19 protein-coding genes are annotated in these 17,716 nt (G+C 67.1%); 14 read left to right on the top strand and 5 right to left on the bottom strand.

Annotated features, from left to right (window positions below; all coding sequences use genetic code 11):
• The first annotated feature begins 223 nt into the window (after positions 1–223).
• From QNJ30_24895 to purB, 5 genes are all read left to right on the top strand, one after another.
• Positions 224–553 (top strand): hypothetical protein, encoded by a 330-nt coding sequence (locus QNJ30_24895; GenBank protein MDJ0946699.1) that lies wholly within the window; start codon positions 224–226, stop codon positions 551–553.
• A 154-nt stretch (positions 554–707) separates the two neighbouring features.
• Entirely contained in the window at positions 708–1,937 is a 1,230-nt protein-coding gene (locus QNJ30_24890) for a YcaO-like family protein (GenBank protein MDJ0946698.1), read from the top strand.
• Positions 1,934–2,686 carry a TfuA-like protein gene (locus tag QNJ30_24885; protein ID MDJ0946697.1) on the top strand — a complete coding sequence of 251 codons (753 nt, stop codon included), beginning with the start codon at positions 1,934–1,936 and terminating at the stop codon, positions 2,684–2,686. The genes QNJ30_24890 and QNJ30_24885 overlap by 4 nt, the downstream gene beginning before the upstream one ends.
• 108 nt (positions 2,687–2,794) lie before the next feature.
• Complete coding sequence (locus QNJ30_24880; protein MDJ0946696.1) at positions 2,795–3,511, top strand: Crp/Fnr family transcriptional regulator; 717 nt, start codon at positions 2,795–2,797, stop codon at positions 3,509–3,511.
• Positions 3,512–3,614: 103 nt separating this feature from the next.
• The gene (gene purB, locus QNJ30_24875; GenBank protein MDJ0946695.1) at positions 3,615–4,943 is read left to right on the top strand and encodes an adenylosuccinate lyase; all 1,329 of its coding nucleotides are present in this window, start codon (positions 3,615–3,617) and stop codon (positions 4,941–4,943) included.
• Positions 4,944–4,969: 26 nt separating this feature from the next.
• Here the strand turns inward: purB and QNJ30_24870 are convergent, their stop codons facing one another.
• Positions 4,970–5,290 carry a DUF1476 domain-containing protein gene (locus tag QNJ30_24870; protein MDJ0946694.1) on the bottom strand — a complete coding sequence of 107 codons (321 nt, stop codon included), beginning with the start codon at positions 5,288–5,290 and terminating at the stop codon, positions 4,970–4,972.
• 261 nt (positions 5,291–5,551) lie between these two features.
• On the bottom strand, positions 5,552–6,553 hold the full coding sequence (gene argF, locus QNJ30_24865) for an ornithine carbamoyltransferase (protein ID MDJ0946693.1): 1,002 nt from the start codon (positions 6,551–6,553) through the stop codon (positions 5,552–5,554).
• A gap of 138 nt (positions 6,554–6,691) precedes the next feature.
• Between argF and QNJ30_24860 the strand changes: the two genes are divergently transcribed.
• The 8 genes from QNJ30_24860 to QNJ30_24825 all read left to right on the top strand — a co-directional run bounded on the left by QNJ30_24860 (position 6,692) and on the right by QNJ30_24825 (position 13,214).
• Positions 6,692–7,462, top strand: a complete 771-nt coding sequence (locus QNJ30_24860; GenBank protein MDJ0946692.1) for an NRDE family protein — start codon at positions 6,692–6,694, stop codon at positions 7,460–7,462.
• Between the two features lie 133 nt (positions 7,463–7,595).
• Complete coding sequence (locus QNJ30_24855) at positions 7,596–8,357, top strand: phosphoribosylaminoimidazolesuccinocarboxamide synthase (protein ID MDJ0946691.1); 762 nt, start codon at positions 7,596–7,598, stop codon at positions 8,355–8,357.
• Positions 8,358–8,783: 426 nt separating this feature from the next.
• Positions 8,784–9,026, top strand: coding sequence for a phosphoribosylformylglycinamidine synthase subunit PurS (purS, locus tag QNJ30_24850; GenBank protein ID MDJ0946690.1), 243 nt, complete (start codon positions 8,784–8,786; stop codon positions 9,024–9,026).
• Between the two features lie 116 nt (positions 9,027–9,142).
• Entirely contained in the window at positions 9,143–9,832 is a 690-nt protein-coding gene (purQ, locus tag QNJ30_24845; protein ID MDJ0946689.1) for a phosphoribosylformylglycinamidine synthase subunit PurQ, read from the top strand.
• Between the two features lie 41 nt (positions 9,833–9,873).
• The gene (purL, locus tag QNJ30_24840) at positions 9,874–12,084 is read left to right on the top strand and encodes a phosphoribosylformylglycinamidine synthase subunit PurL (GenBank protein ID MDJ0946688.1); all 2,211 of its coding nucleotides are present in this window, start codon (positions 9,874–9,876) and stop codon (positions 12,082–12,084) included.
• 29 nt (positions 12,085–12,113) lie between these two features.
• Positions 12,114–12,353, top strand: a complete 240-nt coding sequence (locus QNJ30_24835) for a BolA family transcriptional regulator (protein ID MDJ0946687.1) — start codon at positions 12,114–12,116, stop codon at positions 12,351–12,353.
• Between the two features lie 45 nt (positions 12,354–12,398).
• A complete protein-coding gene (grxD, locus tag QNJ30_24830; protein ID MDJ0946686.1) occupies positions 12,399–12,737 on the top strand; it encodes a Grx4 family monothiol glutaredoxin in 339 nt (112 codons plus the stop codon).
• 87 nt (positions 12,738–12,824) lie between these two features.
• Positions 12,825–13,214: a VOC family protein gene (locus tag QNJ30_24825; protein ID MDJ0946685.1), complete on the top strand. Its 390-nt coding sequence runs from the start codon at positions 12,825–12,827 to the stop codon at positions 13,212–13,214.
• Positions 13,215–13,290: 76 nt separating this feature from the next.
• On the opposite strand, the gene QNJ30_24820 is transcribed toward QNJ30_24825, so the two are convergent.
• Positions 13,291–14,421 (bottom strand): TAXI family TRAP transporter solute-binding subunit, encoded by a 1,131-nt coding sequence (locus QNJ30_24820; GenBank protein ID MDJ0946684.1) that lies wholly within the window; start codon positions 14,419–14,421, stop codon positions 13,291–13,293.
• Between the two features lie 519 nt (positions 14,422–14,940).
• On the opposite strand from QNJ30_24820, the gene QNJ30_24815 reads away from it, so the two are divergent.
• A complete protein-coding gene (locus tag QNJ30_24815; GenBank protein MDJ0946683.1) occupies positions 14,941–15,933 on the top strand; it encodes a tripartite tricarboxylate transporter substrate-binding protein in 993 nt (330 codons plus the stop codon).
• A gap of 87 nt (positions 15,934–16,020) precedes the next feature.
• Here the strand turns inward: QNJ30_24815 and rpsD are convergent, their stop codons facing one another.
• Together rpsD and QNJ30_24805 are read right to left on the bottom strand one after the other, a co-directional pair.
• Positions 16,021–16,635, bottom strand: coding sequence for a 30S ribosomal protein S4 (rpsD, locus tag QNJ30_24810; GenBank protein MDJ0946682.1), 615 nt, complete (start codon positions 16,633–16,635; stop codon positions 16,021–16,023).
• A gap of 294 nt (positions 16,636–16,929) precedes the next feature.
• On the bottom strand, positions 16,930–17,691 hold the full coding sequence (locus tag QNJ30_24805) for an RNA methyltransferase (protein MDJ0946681.1): 762 nt from the start codon (positions 17,689–17,691) through the stop codon (positions 16,930–16,932).
• Between the last annotated feature and the right edge of the window lie 25 nt (positions 17,692–17,716).

Genomic DNA, 17,716 nt, shown 5'->3' with positions numbered 1-17,716 from the left:
GCCACTTCACAGACGGCCTTCCGCAACGCCGAATAAAAATTCTTATATAAGATTTATCTTAAATTCTCTCAATATGGGGGCATACATGACTGCTATCACAAAGCGTTGCACCCTGATCCGGGGTGCGGACGGGTTTCTCTATTTGGTCGACGATACGGGAAGCCGTCCAGTAGCCGAGACCGCGTCTCCCGGCACAACCACCCAGACCGCAAAGCCGAGTCGGGTGTCGGCCGTTGCCGACCACGGCGCCAGCCGCGCCTACATCGAAGCCGGCGACCACGGCGCCAGCCGCGCCTACATCGAGGCCGGCGACCACGACGCCAGCCGTGCCTACATCGAGGCCGGCGACCACGGCGCCAGCCGCGCCTACATCGAGGCCGGCGACCACGGCGCCAGCCGCGCCTACATCGAGGCCGGCGACCACGGCGCCAGCCGTGCCTACATCGAAGCCGGCGACCACGGTGCCAGCCGCGCCTACATCGAGGCCGGCGACCACGGCGCCAGCCGTGCCTACATCGAGGCTGAAGGCATGGAACCAAGATCTCACGCCTAAACGGCGCGAAGTTGGAAAGGCGCCGCACAAGTCAGGATGCCCCGCTGCGGCGCCGTCCACTACTGCGAGCGGCCAGGTCTGCACGGAAGCTTTCACTTGATCTAGGCTTTGTCGGGCTGAAGCTTGGGTCTTCACGAGGCAAGAGACGATGGGGTTGGAAGTCGCAGAAGCAACCAAGGGCTATCGTGAGTCCACCCATCGTCTTGTCCCGCCCGAGAAGACCCTGGAGCGGGTCTTGCCGTTCGTCCCGGTCATGGGCATCACACGCATCGCAAACGTCACAGGTCTCGACACTATCGGAATCCCGGTGGTCATGGTGTGCCGGCCGAACTCGCGCTCCGTTTCCGTGGCCCAGGGCAAAGGTTTCGACCTGATCGCGGCCAAGGTCTCCGGCCTGATGGAATCGGTCGAATCCCTTCACGCCGAGCGGATCTCCCATCCGCTCAAGCTCTGCAGCCTTGAAGACCTGAGGTACACCCAAGCCGTGGTCGATGTGGATCGGCTCCCGCGGCTCTCCGACAGCCGGTTCACGCCCTTCGAGCGAATTCTCTGGGTCGAGGGCGACGACCTTATGGGCGATAGTCCGCGCTGGGTTCCCTACGAGACGGTTCACCTGGACTACACCTTGCCCCTGCCCAGCGGGCACGGCTGTTTCCAGGCCAGTTCCAACGGCCTGGCCTCTGGCAACCACTATCTGGAGGCGACCACCCACGCGATCTGCGAATTGATCGAGCGGGATGCCATGACGCTCTGGCACCGGCTTGAAGACAGCGAGCGCGAAGCGACAAGGGTCAACCTCCACACGGTCGATGACCCCCGTTGCCGCGAGTTGCTGGACCGCTTTGCGCAGGCCGGCGTCATGGTCGCGGTATGGGAAACCACAAGCGATATCGGCCTGCCGGTCTTCCTTTGCCGAATCCTCCAGGAGGATTCAGGTCTTTCGCAGACCGTCCGTCCCGCAGCCGGCATGGGCTGCCACCTGGTCCGCGAGGTCGCTTTGCTGCGTGCCCTGACGGAAGCGGCGCAGAGCCGGCTCACCTTCATCGCCGGCGCGCGCGACGACATGCCGAGGCAGGGCTACGAGGCGTTCCTCGACCGCCAGACCTACGACGCTTGGCGAAGGGTCATGGCACCCAGCACCGGCGGCCGCAGCTTCCATGATGCACCGTCCTATCACGGTCGCAGCTTCGAAGAGGATCTACGCCTGCTGCTCGACCGGCTCCGGGCCGTCGGGATAGAAGAAGTCATCGCCGTCGATCTGACCAGGCCGGAGTTCAAGATCCCCGTGGTGCGGGTCATCATTCCCGGCCTGGAGGGGATTGACAGCTCGGCACGCTACGTTCCCGGTGAGCGGCTTCGGCGCCTCAAGGGAGGCCAGACATGACGATCTACATCTTCACCGGGCCGACGCTGCCGGCCGAGGAGGCGAGGGAGGAGTTGCCGGCCGAGTACCTGCCGCCGGTCTCCGAAGGCGACGTGTACCGGGTCACGCTCAAGAAACCGGTGGCGATCGGGATCATCGACGGCTACTTCGAAAACGTGCCCTCGGTCTGGCACAAGGAGATCCTCTACGCCCTGAGCCGCGGGGTCCACGTCTTTGGCGCCTCGAGCATGGGTGCCCTGCGCGCCGCAGAGCTCGCGCCTTTCGGCATGGAAGGCGTGGGCGCGATCTTTCAGGCCTTTCGGGACGGCCACCTGGAGGACGACGACGAGGTTGCCGTCACCCATGGACCGGCGGAACTCGGGTATCCTTTGCTCTCCGAGGCCATGGTGTCGATCCGCCGAACCCTCTCCGATGCCTGCGCCGCCAACGTCCTGACGGAAGCCTCGCGACAGAGCCTCGAAAGCGCGGCCAAGGCCCGGCATTACCGGGAGCGGACCTACGGCACCATGATCTCGGATGCCGCCGCGTCGGGCGTGTCGAACGCCGAGCTCGAACGTTTCAGATCCTGGCTCCCCGGCGGCCGGGTCGACCAGAAGCGCGAGGATGCCTTGCTCATGCTGCGGACCATGCGCGACCGTTTCAAGGGCGAGCCGCCGGTCAAGCAGGTTCAGTTCCACTTCGAGCACACAGTCCACTGGGACCAGGCCACCCGGCTGTCCGGGCAGGGTCATCGGCCCGGAACGGCCTGAGTTTCGGCGCCGGGGCGCCGGCGACTCCCAATACCGAACCATGCCATTGGACGAAGGCGACAGTGCGGGAGTATTCTGTCGTCGTCATCCAAGCCGGGAACCTGTGGAATGTCATTCAACCGAGAGTCTGCGGAGCTCAAGAAGATCCTGTCCACAGGGCTGTTGAGCCAGCTTCAGGCGGCAGAGCTCGACGAGTTCCTGAACCTCTGCAAGACCGAGGTCTTCACCGATGGCCAGGTGATCTTCCACAAGGGCGCTCCCGGCGAGTGCCTCTACGCGATCCTGGCCGGACGGGTCGGAATCAACACGCTGTCGGATGAGGGACGGGAGATCTTCCTGAACATCATGGAACCGGGCCAGGTCTTGGGCGAGATCGCCCTGCTGGACGGACGGGAACGGACCGCCGGCGCGGTCGCCATGGCACCGACCAAGCTGCTGAGGGTCGACAGGAAGGACTTCGTCCCTTTTTTGGAGAAGCACCCCGCGCTTTGCATACGGATGATGGAGATGCTCTGCGAGCGCGTCCGCTGGATCAGCGACATCATCGAGGACACGATCTTCCTCAACATCCCGCGCCGGCTGGCCAAGCGGCTGCTGACCCTGACCCGGGGCCACGGCTCGCCAAGCCGCGAGGGGATCAAGCTGGACATCAAGCTTTCCCAGGAAGAGCTCGGCAACATGCTCGGTGCGACCCGGGAAAGCACCAACAAGTCGCTGCGGCTGCTCCAGGACCAGGGAGTCATCACCTACGACCGCGGCGGCTACATCGTCGTGACCGACGTGAAGACCCTGGAGCTGATGGTGCAGGGCGAGGACGCCGACTGAGCGCTCTTGCAAGGCCGGGCTCGGCGGGCGCGTCGCCCGGCGTTGACATTGCCTGGACGCTCCTCTTGGTTAGGCCACAGCCGCCCTTGCAGCCGAGACCCGCATGATCCCGCGTTACAGCCGACCCGAGATGGCCCGGATCTGGGAGCCCGAGAACCGCTTTCGGATCTGGTTCGAAATCGAGGCCCACGCCTGCGACGCCCAGGCCAATTTGGGCGTGATCCCGAAGGAGGCCGCCAAGGCGGTCTGGGAGCGGGGCCGCTTCGAGATCGCGCGGATCGACGAGATCGAGCGCGAGACCCGCCACGACGTGATCGCCTTCCTGACCAACCTGGCCGAGCACGTCGGCCCGGAGGCCCGCTTCCTGCACCAGGGCATGACCTCCTCGGACGTCCTGGACACCTGCCTGGCGGTGCAGCTGGCGCAGGCCAGCGACCTGCTGCTGGCCGATCTCGACCGGCTGCTGGAAGCGCTGAAGTCCCGGGCGCTGGAGCATAGGGACAGCCTCTGCCTGGGCCGCAGCCACGGCATCCACGCCGAGCCGACGACCTTCGGGCTGAAGCTGGCCGGCCACTACGCCGCCTTCGCCCGCGGACGCGCGCGCCTGGTCCGGGCGCGCGAGGAGATCGCGACCTGCGCGATTTCCGGTGCGGTCGGGACCTTCGCCAACGTTGACCCTCGGGTCGAGGCTCACGTCGCCGAGAAGCTCGGGCTGGCGCCGGAGCCGGTCTCGACTCAGGTGATCCCCCGGGATCGCCACGCCCTGTTCTTTGCGGTCCTCGGCGTGATCGCCAGCTCGATCGAGAACCTGGCGACCGAGATCCGGCACCTGCAGCGCAGCGAGGTCCGCGAGGCCGAGGAGTACTTCGCGCCGGGCCAGAAAGGCTCCTCGGCGATGCCCCACAAGCGCAACCCGATCCTGACCGAGAACCTGACCGGCCTGGCGCGGGTGGTCCGGGCGGCGGTAGTCCCGGCGCTGGAGAACGTCGCGCTGTGGCACGAGCGGGACATATCCCATTCCTCGGTCGAGCGGGTCTTCGGGCCAGACGCGACCATCGCGCTGGACTTCGCCCTGGCCCGCCTGGCCGGGGTGGTGGAGAGGCTGGTCGTCTACCCGGAAAACATGGTCCGGAACCTGGAGCTGCTGGGTGGCCTGGTGCATTCCCAGGCGGTGCTGCTGGCCCTGACCCAGGCCGGGATCAGCCGGGAGGAGGCCTACCGGATCGTGCAGGACGCGGCCATGCGGGTCTGGAAAGGCGAGGGCCACCTGAAGGACCTGCTCGGCGCCGATCCGGTGGTTGCGGAACGTCTTGATCCCGCCGAGCTGGAGGCCTGTTTCGACCTCTCGCGGCATCGCCGCCACGTGGACGCGATCTTCTCCAGGGTGTTCGCAGAGCACGCCGAAGCGGCCGCGGAACGGCGCGCCCGCTAGTGTGCTGGCCGCCGCGGCGGCCGGCCCTACTCGGACATCACCTGCTGCTTCGCCGAGAGGAGCAGCTCGTCCATCTTCTTGCGCAGCCGGTGCTCGGTCATCTCCTGGCCCTTGGCCTCGAGGTCGCCCAGGACCTTGCGCACGACATCGGCATCACCCGGCTCCTCGAAGTCGGAGGCGACCACTTCCTTGGCGTAGGCTTCGGCGTCAGCACCCTGCAGCCCAATGAGCTCCGCAACCCAGAGGCCGAGCATCTTGTTGCGCCGGACCTCGACCTTGAACTGCAGCTCCTGGTCGTGCTTGTACTTGTCCTCGAAAGCCTTCTCTCGATCGTTGAACGTTGTCATTTCCGCCGCTCTCCCTGGAGATTCCTCAAGCCAGGCCGAACTCGCCGCCTGACGCCGTCCTACCGGATATATAGCCGCTGTTTTCCCTTATTTAAGGTGAAGGTCAAGATCCAGGTCGAAAGCCTCGCAGGCGGCGATCCACCTCCGCCTTGATCTCGCGCAAGGTCTGGCGGCGCGGCCGAAAGACGGCTCTGTCCGGACCTAAAGCGGTTGAGAGCACGATTCAGACATGAGGTCGATTCGACCTCATATCATCGTGCTCTAGCCGGCGAGGGTGGCGACCATCACCGCCTTGATGGTATGGAGCCGGTTTTCGGCCTGCTCGAAAACGATCGAGGCCTCGGACTCGAGGACCGCTTCGGTGACCTCCAGGCCGTCGAGGCCGTAGTCGCGGAACACCCGCTCGCCCAGCTCGGTCTCCCGGTTGTGGATCGCCGGGAGGCAGTGCAGGAAGCGGGTCTCGGGATTGCCGGTCGCCGCCATGATCTCCGGGGTCACCCGATAGGGGCGCAGAGCCTCGATCCGGGTCTCCCAGACCGAGGCCGGCTCGCCCATCGAGACCCAGACGTCGGTGTAGACGAAGTCGGCGCCCGCGAGGGCCGGGGCGATTTCCTCGCTCAGCAGCAAGCGGCCGCCGGCCGCGGCGGCAACGGCCTGGCAGCTCTCGAAGAGGGCCCGTTCGGGCCAACAGGACTCCGGCGCCGCCAGGCGCAGCTCGAGGCCCATCTTGGCCGCGCCCATGGCCAGGGAGTTGCAGGTGTTGTTGCCGGCGTCCCCGAGATAGCAGCAGACGATCTCGTTGAAGGGCTTGTCGCAATGCTCCTGCATGGTCAGCAGGTCGGCCAGGCTCTGGGTCGGATGATACTCTTGAGTCAGGGCGTTCCAGACCGGCACGCCGGCATAGGCCGCCAGCTCCTCGACCACCTTCTGGCCGTGGCCGCGGTAGGCGATGCCGTCGTACATGCGGCCCAGGACCCGCGCCGTGTCCTTCATGGACTCCTTGCCGCCCAGGTGGGAGCCGGCGCTGTCGAAGTAGGTGACCTGCGCGCCCTGGTCAAAGGCCGCGACCTCGAAGGCCGAGCGGGTCCGGGTCGAGGACTTCTCGAAGATCAACGCGACGTTGCGTCCGGCCAGCCGGCGCTCCTCGCGCCGTGCCCGCTTCTCCGCCTTGAGCTTCGCGGCCAGGTCGAGCAGGCTCTGGATCTCGGCCGAGGAGAAGTCGTCAAGCTTCAAGAAGCTGCGATCCGTCAGCGAAGCTGTCATGCTCGCCTCCTCGCCCGCAACCACCGGATCGGCTGTCCCGTGCATCCCGCCCTCCCCTGCAACGAAGGCTCAGATCAGCAGACTCCGGGTCACCGGGTCAACCGCCGATCACGGCGCCCGGTGGCGCCCTGAGGGATCATGTGCACGCTCATCCTGTTGTTCCGCCCCGCCCATCCCTGGCCCCTGATCCTCGGCGCCAACCGGGACGAGATGCGCGACCGGCCCTGGCGGGCACCCGGCCGGCACTGGCCCGAGCGACCCGAGGTCATGGCCGGCCTCGACCTGCTGGGCGGGGGCTCCTGGCTTGGTCTGAACAGCGCGACCGGGCTGGTCGCGGCGATCCTCAACCGCCGCGGCAGCCTGGGCCCGCAGCCCGGCAAGCGCTCCCGCGGCGAGCTCGTGCTGCGGGCCCTGGACGCGGAGTCCGCCCGGGCCGCCGCTGCAGAGCTGGCGGCGATCTCGCCGGCCGACTACCGCAGTTTCAACCTGGTCGTCGCCGACCGCCGCGACGCGGTCTGGCTGCGCCACCTCGGGCCCGAGGCGACGCGGGGCCCGGAGGCCCATCCCCTGCCCCCCGGCCTGACCCTGCTGACCGCCGGCGACCGCAACGATCCCTCCAGCCCCCGGATCCGGCGCTATCTGCCGCGCCTGGAGGCGGCGGCGGCGCCGGATCCCGGCACCGGCGACTGGGCCGCCTGGCAGGCGATACTGGCGGATCGTGGCGATCCCGGCGGCGCCGACCCTATGGCCGCCATGAACCTGGGCCTGGCCAGCGGCTTCGGGACCGTGTCCAGCTCCCTGATCGCCCTAGGCCAGGATCTGGCGACCCAAGATATTGATTTGCAATGGCTCTTCGCGGCAGGGCGGCCGGACGAGGCGCCTTATCTGCCCGCGAATCTTCATGGTTGAGGCCGCTTCATGACGTTGTTTTGGGGGATCGCAACTGCTATATCTGGGCGTCGATCCGGCGCTGGCCGGGTCCATCGCAAGGCCTACTAAGCCTCTGAAAAAAGACGGTTTTGGCCGAAATCGGGTGACAAGAATGCGACGCAAGCGGATCTACGAGGGCAAGGCGAAGGTCCTCTTCGAAGGCCCCGAGCCCGGGACCCTCGTCCAGTACTTCAAGGACGACGCGACGGCTTACAACAACCAGAAGCAGGGCGTCATCACCGGCAAGGGCGTCCTGAACAACCGGATCTCGGAGTACTTCATGGTGCGGCTGTCGGAGGTGGGCATTCCGACTCACTTCATGCGCCGCCTGAACATGCGCGAGCAGCTGGTCCGCGAGGTCGAGATCATCCCGCTGGAGGTGGTGGTCCGCAACATCGCGGCCGGGTCCTTCGCCCAGCGCTTCAAGATGGAGGAAGGCGCGCCCCTGCCCCGCTCCATCGTCGAGTACTACCTGAAGTCCGACGACCTGGGCGATCCCCTGGTCACCGAGGAGCACATCACCGCCTTCGGCTGGGCCTCGACCCAGGACCTCGACGACATGCTGCAGCTCTCGCTGAGGGTCAACGACTTCCTCTCGGGCCTGCTGATGGGGGTCGGCCTGCGCCTGGTCGACTTCAAGCTGGAGTTCGGCCGGCTCTGGGAGAACGAGGAGATGCGGATCATCCTCGCCGACGAGATCAGCCCGGACTCCTGCCGGCTCTGGGACACCAAGACCAACGAGAAGCTGGACAAGGACCGCTTCCGCCGCGACCTGGGCCAGGTCGCCGAGGCCTACCAGGAGGTCGCCCGCCGCCTGGGCGTGCTGCCCGAAGCCGGCCCGATCGACATCAAGGGGCCCCGCGTGATGCAGTAGCCGGGGCCGGACCGAGGTTGCTTCAGGGCGGCACCCGAAAGGCGCCGCCCTTTGCAATTGGCCGGCACCCTTTGACCTCCCTAGACTGGTCCGCCTGGAGCCACCTGCCCCGACCCGGAGGGCGAGAGCCTCATGGCGCTGATGACCTGGCTACGACTCGCGGTCTCCGGCGGCATCCCGCGGCGGGCTGCGATCGTCGCTCTGGTCGTCGGCCCGGTCCTCACCGCCATAAACCAGTTCGAGGCTCTGACCGGCGCCCAAGCCCTGGTCTGGTGGAAGGTGATCTTGACTTTCGTGGTGCCCTACGTCTTCGCGACGATCGGCGCGCTGGGGGCAAAATCGGCGGCCCCGGACCGTGCGGCCGCTTGTCAGTCCCAGGGCCCAGGGCTAGTCTCCACGCGCGAATCCGGCGATGGAGAAAGCCCCGTGAAAGCCAGAGTTCACGTCACGCTGAAGGCCGGCGTTCTGGACCCTCAGGGCAAGGCCATCCACAACGCCCTCGGCACCCTGGGATTCGATTCGGTGACCGGCGTTCGCCAGGGCAAGTTCCTCGAGATCGAGCTGACCGAGAGTGATCCCGAGCGCGCCCGGCGCGAGGTCGAGGCCATGTGCGAGAAGCTGCTCGCCAACACGGTGATCGAGAACTACTCGGTCGAACTGGACGCTTAGGACTTGGTCCTCCCGGCGACACAAGATCTTCCCTGGCGAAGCGAAGGGTCGCCGGCGGTCGGGCTCGACGGCCCGATCGCCGAAGTCCCCGAAACCCTCAGGAGACAGTGGCCTCGATGAAAGCCGCGGTGATCGTCTTTCCGGGTTCGAACTGCGACCGCGACGTGAAGGTCGCGCTGGCGCAGTCCATGGGCGGCGAGCCCATCATGGTCTGGCACAAGGAGGCGAACTTCGAGGCCGTCGACCTGATGGTCCTGCCGGGCGGCTTCTCCTTCGGCGACTACCTGCGCTGCGGCGCCATGGCCGCGCACTCGCCGGTCATGACCGAGGTGGTGCGCCGGGCCCGCGACGGGGTGCCGACCCTGGGCATCTGCAACGGCTTCCAGGTCCTCACCGAGGCCGGTCTGCTGCCGGGCGTCCTGATGCGCAACGCCGAGCTCAGGTTCGTCTGCCGCGACGTGCTGATCCGGGTCGAGACCAGTCAGAGCCTCTTCGCCGCACGCTACGAGACCGGCCAGGTCCTGCGCATCCCGGTCGCCCACCACGACGGCAACTACGAGGCCGACGCGGACACCTTCAAGCGGCTTGAGGACCGCGAGCAGATCGCCTTCCGCTACTGCGAGCGCGACGGCACGCCGAGCCCGGCGGCCAATCCCAACGGCTCCATGGCCAACATCGCCGGGGTCTACAACGAGGCCAAGACCGTGCTCGGCCTGATGCCCCATCCGGAGCGGCTCGCCGATCCGCAGCTCGGCGGCAACGACGGCCGGGCGATGTTCGACGGCCTGGTGGAGGCGCTGTCGTGACCCGCGCGGAGGCCAGATCGGAGGGGCGCAACGAGCCGGCGATGACGCCCGAGATGGTCGCCGAGCACGGCCTCTCGCCGGCGGAGTACGACCGCCTGCTGACCATCCTGGGGCGCGAGCCGAACCTGCTGGAGCTTGGGATCTTTTCGGTCATGTGGTCCGAGCACTGCTCCTACAAGTCCTCCAAGAAGTGGCTCAAGACCCTGCCGACCGAGGGCCCGCAGGTGATCATCGGCCCGGGCGAGAACGCCGGGGTGGTCGACATCGGCGAGGGCCTGGCCGCGGTCTTCAAGATCGAGAGCCACAACCATCCGAGCTTCATCGAGCCCTACCAGGGCGCCGCGACCGGGGTCGGCGGGATCCTGCGCGACGTCTTCACCATGGGCGCGCGGCCGGTCGCCAACCTCAACGCCCTGCGCTTCGGCGATCCCGAGCATCCCAAGACCCGGCACCTGCTGGCCGGGGTGGTCGCGGGCATCGGCGGCTACGGCAATTGCGTCGGCGTGCCCACGGTCGGCGGCGAGGTCAACTTCCACCCGGCCTACAACGGCAACATCCTGGTCAACGCCATGACCGTCGGCATCGCCGAACGGGATAAGATCTTCACCTCGGCGGCCTCCGGGGTCGGCAACCCCATCGTCTACGTCGGCTCCAAGACCGGGCGCGACGGCATCCACGGCGCGACCATGGCCTCGGCCGAGTTCGGCGAGGACTCCGAGGAGAAGCGGCCCACCGTCCAGGTCGGCGATCCCTTCACCGAGAAGCTGCTGATCGAGGCCTGCCTGGAGCTGATGCAGACCGACGCCATCGAGGGCATCCAGGACATGGGCGCCGCCGGCCTCACCTGCTCCTCCTTCGAGATGGCCTCCAAGGGCGGCACCGGGGTCGAACTGGACCTCGACCAAGTGCCCTGCCGCGAGGACGGCATGAGCCCCTACGAGATCATGCTCTCGGAGAGCCAGGAGCGCATGCTGATGGTCCTCAAGCCGGGCCGCGAGGACCTGGCCCGCGAGATCTTCCGCAAGTGGGACCTGGACTTCGCGGTGGTCGGCAAGCTGACCGACAGCGGCCGCATGGTGATCCGCAAGGCCGGCGCCGTGGTCGGCGACCTGCCGATCGACCCCCTGGCCGAGGCTTCGCCGGAGTACGACCGGCCCTGGACAAAGGCCGAGCCCCGGGCGGAGATCGACCCGGCGGCCGTGGAGGCCCCGCTGGCGCCTCTGGAGGCCCTGGAGCGCTTGCTCGGCACTCCCGACCTGGCCAGCAAGCGCTGGGTCTGGGAGCAGTACGACCACATGGTCATGGCCGACACCCTGCGCCGCCCGGGCGGCGACGCCGCGGTGGTCCGGGTCCACGGCAGCCGACGCGGCCTGGCGGTGACCACCGACTGCACGCCGCGCTATTGCCTGGCCGATCCCGTCGAGGGCGGCAAGCAGGCGGTCGCCGAGGCCTACCGGAACCTGACCGCGGCCGGCGCCAAGCCCCTGGCGGCGACCAACAACCTCAACTTCGGCAACCCGGAGCGGCCCGAGATCATGGGCCAGTTGGTCGGCGCCGTCCAAGGCATGGGCGCGGCCTGCCGGGCCCTCGACATGCCCATCGTCTCGGGCAACGTCTCGCTCTACAACGAGACCCAGGGCCAGGCGATCCTGCCGACCCCGGTGATCGGCGGCCTGGGCGTCCTGGTGGACTGCGCCAGGGCGCCGAACATCGGCCTCCAGGCGCCCGGAGAGGCCATCGTCCTGATCGGCGAGACCCGAGGCCACCTGGGCGCCTCGGCCTACTTGCGCGAGATCCTGGGCCGCGAGGAGGGGGCGCCGCCGCCGGTCGACCTGCCGGCCGAGCGGCGCAACGGCGAATTCCTGCGCGGCCTGATTGCCGAGGGCCGGATCGGCGCCTGCCACGACCTCTCCGACGGCGGCCTGCTGGTCGCCCTGGCCGAGATGGCGCTGGCCGGGGACGGCCGGGTCGGCGCCCGGCTGGAGCTGCCGGCCGAGGGCGGCCTGCCGGCGCACGCCTGGCTGTTCGGCGAGGACCAGGCGCGCTATCTTGTCACGACGAAGGACGCTGAGGGCCTCCTCGATATGGCCAAGGCGGCATCCGTGCCGGCCGCGGTCGTCGGCCGGACCGAGGGCGGCGCCGCGTTGACACTCTCCGACGGCGCCACCATATCGCTGGGGGTCCTTGAAGGCGCCCACGCCGGCTGGCTTCCGGGCTACATGAGCGCAGGAGCCCGGGCGGCCGGCGGCTAGCATCGAACAAGCGGTGGGGACGCAATGACATGCCGATGAATCCGGCGGAAATCGAGAAGCTGATCAAGGACGCCCTGCCGGACGCGGAGGTGAAGATCGAGGATCTGCGCGGCGACGGTGACCACTACGCCGCCTACGTCGTCTCCTCCGCCTTTAAAGGCAAGAACCGGGTACAGCAACATCAGATGGTCTACCAGGCCCTTCAGGGACGCATGGGCAACGAGCTGCACGCCCTCGCGCTGCAGACCTCGGCGCCGCCGGAGGCCTAAGCCTGCAAGGCAGGGGTCCTGGACCGGACCGCAAGGAAGGACAGCATGGACAAAACGATCAACGAGCGCATTCAACAGGAGCTGGACGAGAACCAGGTGGTGCTCTTCATGAAGGGCACGCCGGTCTTCCCACAGTGCGGCTTTTCCGCCACCGTGGTCCAGGTCCTCAACCACCTGGGGGTCAAGTTCAAGGGCATCGACGTCCTGCAGGACCCGGGCCTGCGCCAGGGAGTCAAGGACTTCACCAACTGGCCGACGATCCCGCAGCTCTACGTCAAGGGCGAGTTCGTCGGCGGCTGCGACATCATCCGCGAGATGTTCCAGAGCGGCGAGCTCCAGGACCTGCTGGCCAAGAGCGGCGTCAAGACCGAAGCCGTCGCCTGAGCGGCCGGCCTGTCGGACGACCTGCGGGGCCGCCCGGGATCGGGCGGCCCTTGCGTTTTTCGGCGCCTCGGTCAGACTGGCCGAATCATGGCCCTGATCGATCTCGACCACGTCAACATCCGCACCGCCCGCAGCCCCGATCTCGTCCGCTTCTATCGGGAGGTCCTGGGCCTCAAAGTCGGGCCGCGGCCGCCCTTCAGCTTCGACGGCACCTGGCTCTATTGCGGCAGCAAGGCGGCCATTCATCTGGTCGAGATCGAGACGCCGGCAGCGGGCGGCGGGATCTCGGGCATCGAGCACTTCGCCTTCACGGCCAAGGGGCTGGAGGCCTTCCTCGAGCGTCTGCGCGCTGCCGAGATCGCCTACGAGCTTCGCACCGTGCCCGACTGGGGGATCCGCCAGATCCACCTGCGGGACCCCGACGGCAACCACGTCGAGGTCGCCTTCGCGCCCGACGAGGCGGCGGCGGCGACCTGAAGACCCCGGTGAAAAGAAAACGGGCCGCCAGCCAATAGGCCGGCGGCCCGGAGCTCTGCGATCTCGTGCCGATCGGTTACTGGTTTTCCTTGGCCCAGATCAGGAAGCGCTGGAACAGCTCGTCCTGCTGGCGCTGGTTCATCTTGTCGGCCAAGCCCGGCGCCTCCTTGGCCAGGAAGGCCTTGAAGGCGGCCTGAAGCTGGTCCTCCTGGCTGCTCCCGCCGGAACGGGCGACGGCGAGCCGCCTCTGCAGCCAGGCCTCGGAGGCCGGAAAACGGGTCCAGCCGGGCACAGAAGCCTGAAGGCTGACCTCGGTCCACTTCCGGTGCCGTGGCCTCTTCTGGAACTCGGAGATGTTGTCAAAAAGGGCGTTTACGAAGCGCTCGACGTTCCGATAGCGCTTGGTGTCCTGCTTCCAGGCAAAGACCGCCAGGACGGCGCCGACCGAGAGCGTCTCGATCTCGCTGCCGGCGGCGATCAGCTTCGGATAGTCTTCGGCCTTCAAGCGCCCGGGCAGATAGGTTTGCAGCAGCGCCGGGGTCCGCGGGATGCCCAAGAGATGCAGCCCGTCCTCGGCCTTGACCGTGCTCAGGAGGCCCGTCGGCTTGGCCGCCACCGAGACCATGGCGTCGATCTTGCCGCTCTTCAGCATCTCCAGGGCCAGGGCCTGATCGTAGTTGGTCGGCGTGATCTGGATCCCCAGGGTCTGGAACACGATCGAGGCCGTGACGGTCGATCCGCTGCCCGGCTCGCCGATGTTCACCCGCTTGCCGACAAGCTCCTTGAGGCTCCCGACCTGCTTGCGCGCCAGAAGATGGAATTCCTCGTTGTAGAGCTTGGTGATGTAGTTGAGGCGGCGGTCCAGGCCTTTGTGGATCTTGCGGTCGCGGACATAGGCCAGGACGTCGGACTGGATGATGCCGACATCCACGCCCTTGAGATAGAGGATGTCGGTGACGTTCTGCAGCGAACCCTTGCCCATGATCGGCAGGATCCGCAGGTCGTCGCCCTTGTCGAGGACCGCGGACATGTCGGCGCCGATCCGGAAGGCCGTGTCCTCGATGCTGCCGGTGACGATGCGCACCGTGTTGGCGTTGACCTTCTTTCTCAGCTGGAAGTAGCTTTCCGCCTGTGCACTTGTGGCCGCCACAACGACCGCGGCGCAGAGCAGGAACGTATTCCTAAACGATCCTCCTGGCCTCAACATGCTCAATCGCCTCCTTTTTTCAGAAGCTCGGGTCGGAGATCACCACCCCTGCGTGAAGATCCAGGGATATATCTAGTGGGGTATGGTCTTCTCCATAGACAAAAAAAGCAATGGAGTTGCCAGCTCGTGTGACCTGAGTTTCAGGATAAAGCACAGCAGCGCCTCAAGCAACAACCCCAAATTGATTTGGATCCGCCGAAGCTGCGGAAAGACTATGGCTTTTATCAATCTCTTGTGTCTTTTTTGTGGACCGGGTCTTTTGCATCGCCACCGTGCCCGGAGATCACGTATATCCTTCGGCAATCATGGAAACCGACACTTGGGACCCGAAAGGTTGGGGTCGCTCGAACGGCAAGTCGACGCAGAGCCGCCGACCTATCCGCTTGCGCGAGAAGGCTTGAGCTGCAAAATCGGATCGGTTGCAGGTGCGCGCGCCCACCGTCCCAGGATTGAGCGTCAGCCATGGCCGCTAGGGATCGGGCCAAAGTCGGTGCTGGCTTCGTCACCAGGAGGAGAAGTATGGCGAAAGCAGGGTCACGCGGAAGTCTGGTTTTGGGAATCTGCCTTGCCGCGGTCCTCGCGCTGGGCTTCGCGACAAGCGACGCGACGGCGCAGAGCTGGGAACCACGCAAGCCGGTCGAGCTGGTCATCATGGCCGGCAAGGGCGGCGGCGCCGACAAGATGGCCCGGCGCTTCAAGCGGATCATCGAGGACGAGGAGCTTTCGCCGGTGCCCTTCGTCCCGATCAACAAGCCCGAGGGTTCGGGCGCCGAGGCCTTGAGCTACATGGCCAAGAACAGGGGCAACCCGCACGTCGTCATGGTGACCCTGAACAGCTTCTATACCACGCCGCTGCGCCGGCCCGAGTTGAAGATCGACATCGACACCTTCACGCCGATCGGCCGCATGGCCGAGGACACCTTCGTGCTCTGGGTCCACGCCGACACCAACATCACCTCGCTCGACGAGTTCATCGCCGCCGCCAAGGCCAAGGGCGACAAGTGGATCATGGCCGGGACCGGCAAGTCCTCCGAGGACAACCTGCTGACCGACTCCCTCAACGCCACCTACGGCCTCAGGATGAAGTACGTGCCCTTCAAGGGCGGCGGCCGGGTCGCCAAGGAGCTGGTCGAGAAGCGCGCCGACTCGACGGTCAACAACCCGGCGGAGCAGGAGGACTACTACCTCGATGGCAAGACCCGTCCCCTGGCCGTGTTCACCCCGGAACGCCTCGACATGTTCACCGACGTCCCGACCTTCAAGGAGAAGGGACGCGAGATCGTCTACTTCATGCAGCGCAGCATCGTCGGCCCGCCGGGGATGAGCCAGGAAGCCGCCGCCTTCTACCAGGACCTCTTCCGCGAGGTCTACGAGTCCAAGGACTGGCAGGACTACATGAACCAGGCCAGCCTGCGCGGCACCTTCCTGACCGGCAAGGACCTCAAGAGCTACTGGCTCCAGGAGCGCGACATCCACCGCAGCCTCCTGGCCAAGATGGGCGAGATCAACTAACGCCCGATCCTTCGTCCAGGCCGAGGCTCAAAACGGCCCGCCGCCTCTCCGGCGGCGGGCCCTCGATCTTTCTGGGTCGCGGCGGGGTTAGCGCGAGTAGTACTCGGTCACCAGGTTCGGCTCCATCTGCACCGGGTAGGGCACGTCGGCGAGCTTGGGCCCGCGGACGAACTGGGCCTTCATCTGGTTGTAATCGACCGAGAGATAGTCCGGCACGTCGCGCTCGCTCGACTGGACGGCGTCCAGCACCAGCGGCAGCTCCCGGCTCTTGGCCTTGATCTGGACCACGTCGCCGTCGCGCAGCTGGTAGGAGGGGATGGTCACCCGCTTGCCGTTGACCTGGATGTGGCCGTGGTTGACGAACTGCCGCGCGGCGAAGACGGTCGGCACCAGCTTGGCGCGGTAGATCATCGCATCCAGGCGGCGTTCCAGGATCTCGACCAGGTTCTCGCCGGTGTCGCCGCGCCGACGAACCGCCTCGGCGTAATAGCGCCGAAATTGCTTCTCGCCGATGTTGCCGTAGTAGCCCTTGAGCTTCTGCTTGGCCATCAGCTGGGTGCCGAAGTCCGAAGGCTTGCGGCGGCGCTGGCCGTGCTGGCCGGGGCCGTACTCGCGCTTGTTGACCGGGCTCTTGGGCCGGCCCCAAAGGTTGACGCCCAGGCGGCGGTTGATCTTGTACTTGGAGGTCTCGCGTTTCGACATTTGCGGTCGGTTCCTTCTGTTTTTGTCCCGGTAGTCCCGGCCCCGCGATCGCAGAGGATCTTCTCGGGGCGGGCGGGGTCTGGGCCTCAGGCGCCCAGCCCACGTTCCCGGAAATTGGCGGCCGGACTATAGGGCCGCCGCCGGATTTGTCAAACCGTGGCGTCGGGGTGCTTTTCGGCACGGACTGCGCCACTCCCCTCACCCAGCTCCGGCTAAGGCTCCACAACCCTCTCCCACCGGGAGAGGGTGGGAGCGGCGCAAGCCGCGAGCGGGTGAGGGGAAGGCCCCGGCGCTTTAACGTCCCTCGCCCTTGCGCAGGGCGCTGAGGATGCCGTGGAGGGTCTGGACCTCCTGGGCGGTCAGCTCGGCCCGGGTGAAGAGGTTGCGAATGTTGCGGACCATCACCGGGCGCTTCTCGACCGGGTGGAGGAAGCCGGTCTCGTCCAGGGCCTGCTCCAGACGGCCGAAGAAGTTGACCAGCTCGGCCTTGCTGGCCGGCGCGGCGCCGGTCCGGGTCAGGCGCCCGGGCGGCGCCTCGGCGCTAGCCTGGAACCACTCGTAGCCGATCAGCAGGACGGACTGCGCCAGGTTGAGCGAGGAGAAGGCCGGGTTGAGCGGCACCGTGATCGCGACGTCGGCCAGGGCGACGTCGTCGTTGACCAGGCCGGCGCGCTCCGGCCCGAAGAGCAGGCCCGCCCGCGCCCCGGCGTCCGCCGCGGCCCTGAGCTCGGCCGCCGCCTCGCGCGGGGTCAGGAGGGGCTTCTCCATGTCGCGCAGCCGCGCCGTGGTGGCGAAGACCCGCTGCTGGTCGGCCACCGCCGCCGCGGTGTCGTCGAAGAGCCGGGCCTCGGCCAGGATCCGGTCGGCGCCCGAGGCGGCCGAGACCGCGGCCTCGCTGGGCCAGCCGTCGCGCGGCCGGACCAGGCGCAGCTCGGTCAGGCCGCAGTTCAGCATGGCCCGGGCGCACATGCCGATGTTCTCGCCGAGCTGCGGGTCGACCAGGATCACGACCGGGCCGCCTTCGGCCGCCGCTTTGGTCTTGTCGGTGCCGGCCAAGTCCCTAAGCCTTCCCGCCCCTCGC

It is taken from the genome of Kiloniellales bacterium (assembly GCA_030066685.1).
GTDB lineage: Bacteria > Pseudomonadota > Alphaproteobacteria > Kiloniellales > JAKSBE01 > JAKSBE01.
Note: the sequence above shows the minus strand (reverse complement) of the source record. Positions and strands in the feature narration are given on the sequence as shown.

Excerpts from the sequence above, each read along its gene's own strand:
- rpsD (MDJ0946682.1), bottom strand. The coding sequence starts at position 16,635 with ATGTCGAAACGCGAGACCTCCAAGTACAAGATCAACCGCCGCCTGGGC.
- QNJ30_24855 (MDJ0946691.1), top strand. The coding sequence starts at position 7,596 with ATGCGACGCAAGCGGATCTACGAGGGCAAGGCGAAGGTCCTCTTCGAA.
- QNJ30_24860 (MDJ0946692.1), top strand. The coding sequence starts at position 6,692 with ATGTGCACGCTCATCCTGTTGTTCCGCCCCGCCCATCCCTGGCCCCTG.
- QNJ30_24835 (MDJ0946687.1), top strand. The coding sequence starts at position 12,114 with ATGCCGATGAATCCGGCGGAAATCGAGAAGCTGATCAAGGACGCCCTG.
- purL (MDJ0946688.1), top strand. The coding sequence starts at position 9,874 with ATGACGCCCGAGATGGTCGCCGAGCACGGCCTCTCGCCGGCGGAGTAC.
- QNJ30_24820 (MDJ0946684.1), bottom strand. The coding sequence starts at position 14,421 with ATGTTGAGGCCAGGAGGATCGTTTAGGAATACGTTCCTGCTCTGCGCC.
- QNJ30_24885 (MDJ0946697.1), top strand. The coding sequence starts at position 1,934 with ATGACGATCTACATCTTCACCGGGCCGACGCTGCCGGCCGAGGAGGCG.
- grxD (MDJ0946686.1), top strand. The coding sequence starts at position 12,399 with ATGGACAAAACGATCAACGAGCGCATTCAACAGGAGCTGGACGAGAAC.
- argF (MDJ0946693.1), bottom strand. The coding sequence starts at position 6,553 with ATGACAGCTTCGCTGACGGATCGCAGCTTCTTGAAGCTTGACGACTTC.
- QNJ30_24870 (MDJ0946694.1), bottom strand. The coding sequence starts at position 5,290 with ATGACAACGTTCAACGATCGAGAGAAGGCTTTCGAGGACAAGTACAAG.
- QNJ30_24825 (MDJ0946685.1), top strand. The coding sequence starts at position 12,825 with ATGGCCCTGATCGATCTCGACCACGTCAACATCCGCACCGCCCGCAGC.
- QNJ30_24880 (MDJ0946696.1), top strand. The coding sequence starts at position 2,795 with ATGTCATTCAACCGAGAGTCTGCGGAGCTCAAGAAGATCCTGTCCACA.
- purQ (MDJ0946689.1), top strand. The coding sequence starts at position 9,143 with ATGAAAGCCGCGGTGATCGTCTTTCCGGGTTCGAACTGCGACCGCGAC.
- purB (MDJ0946695.1), top strand. The coding sequence starts at position 3,615 with ATGATCCCGCGTTACAGCCGACCCGAGATGGCCCGGATCTGGGAGCCC.
- QNJ30_24815 (MDJ0946683.1), top strand. The coding sequence starts at position 14,941 with ATGGCGAAAGCAGGGTCACGCGGAAGTCTGGTTTTGGGAATCTGCCTT.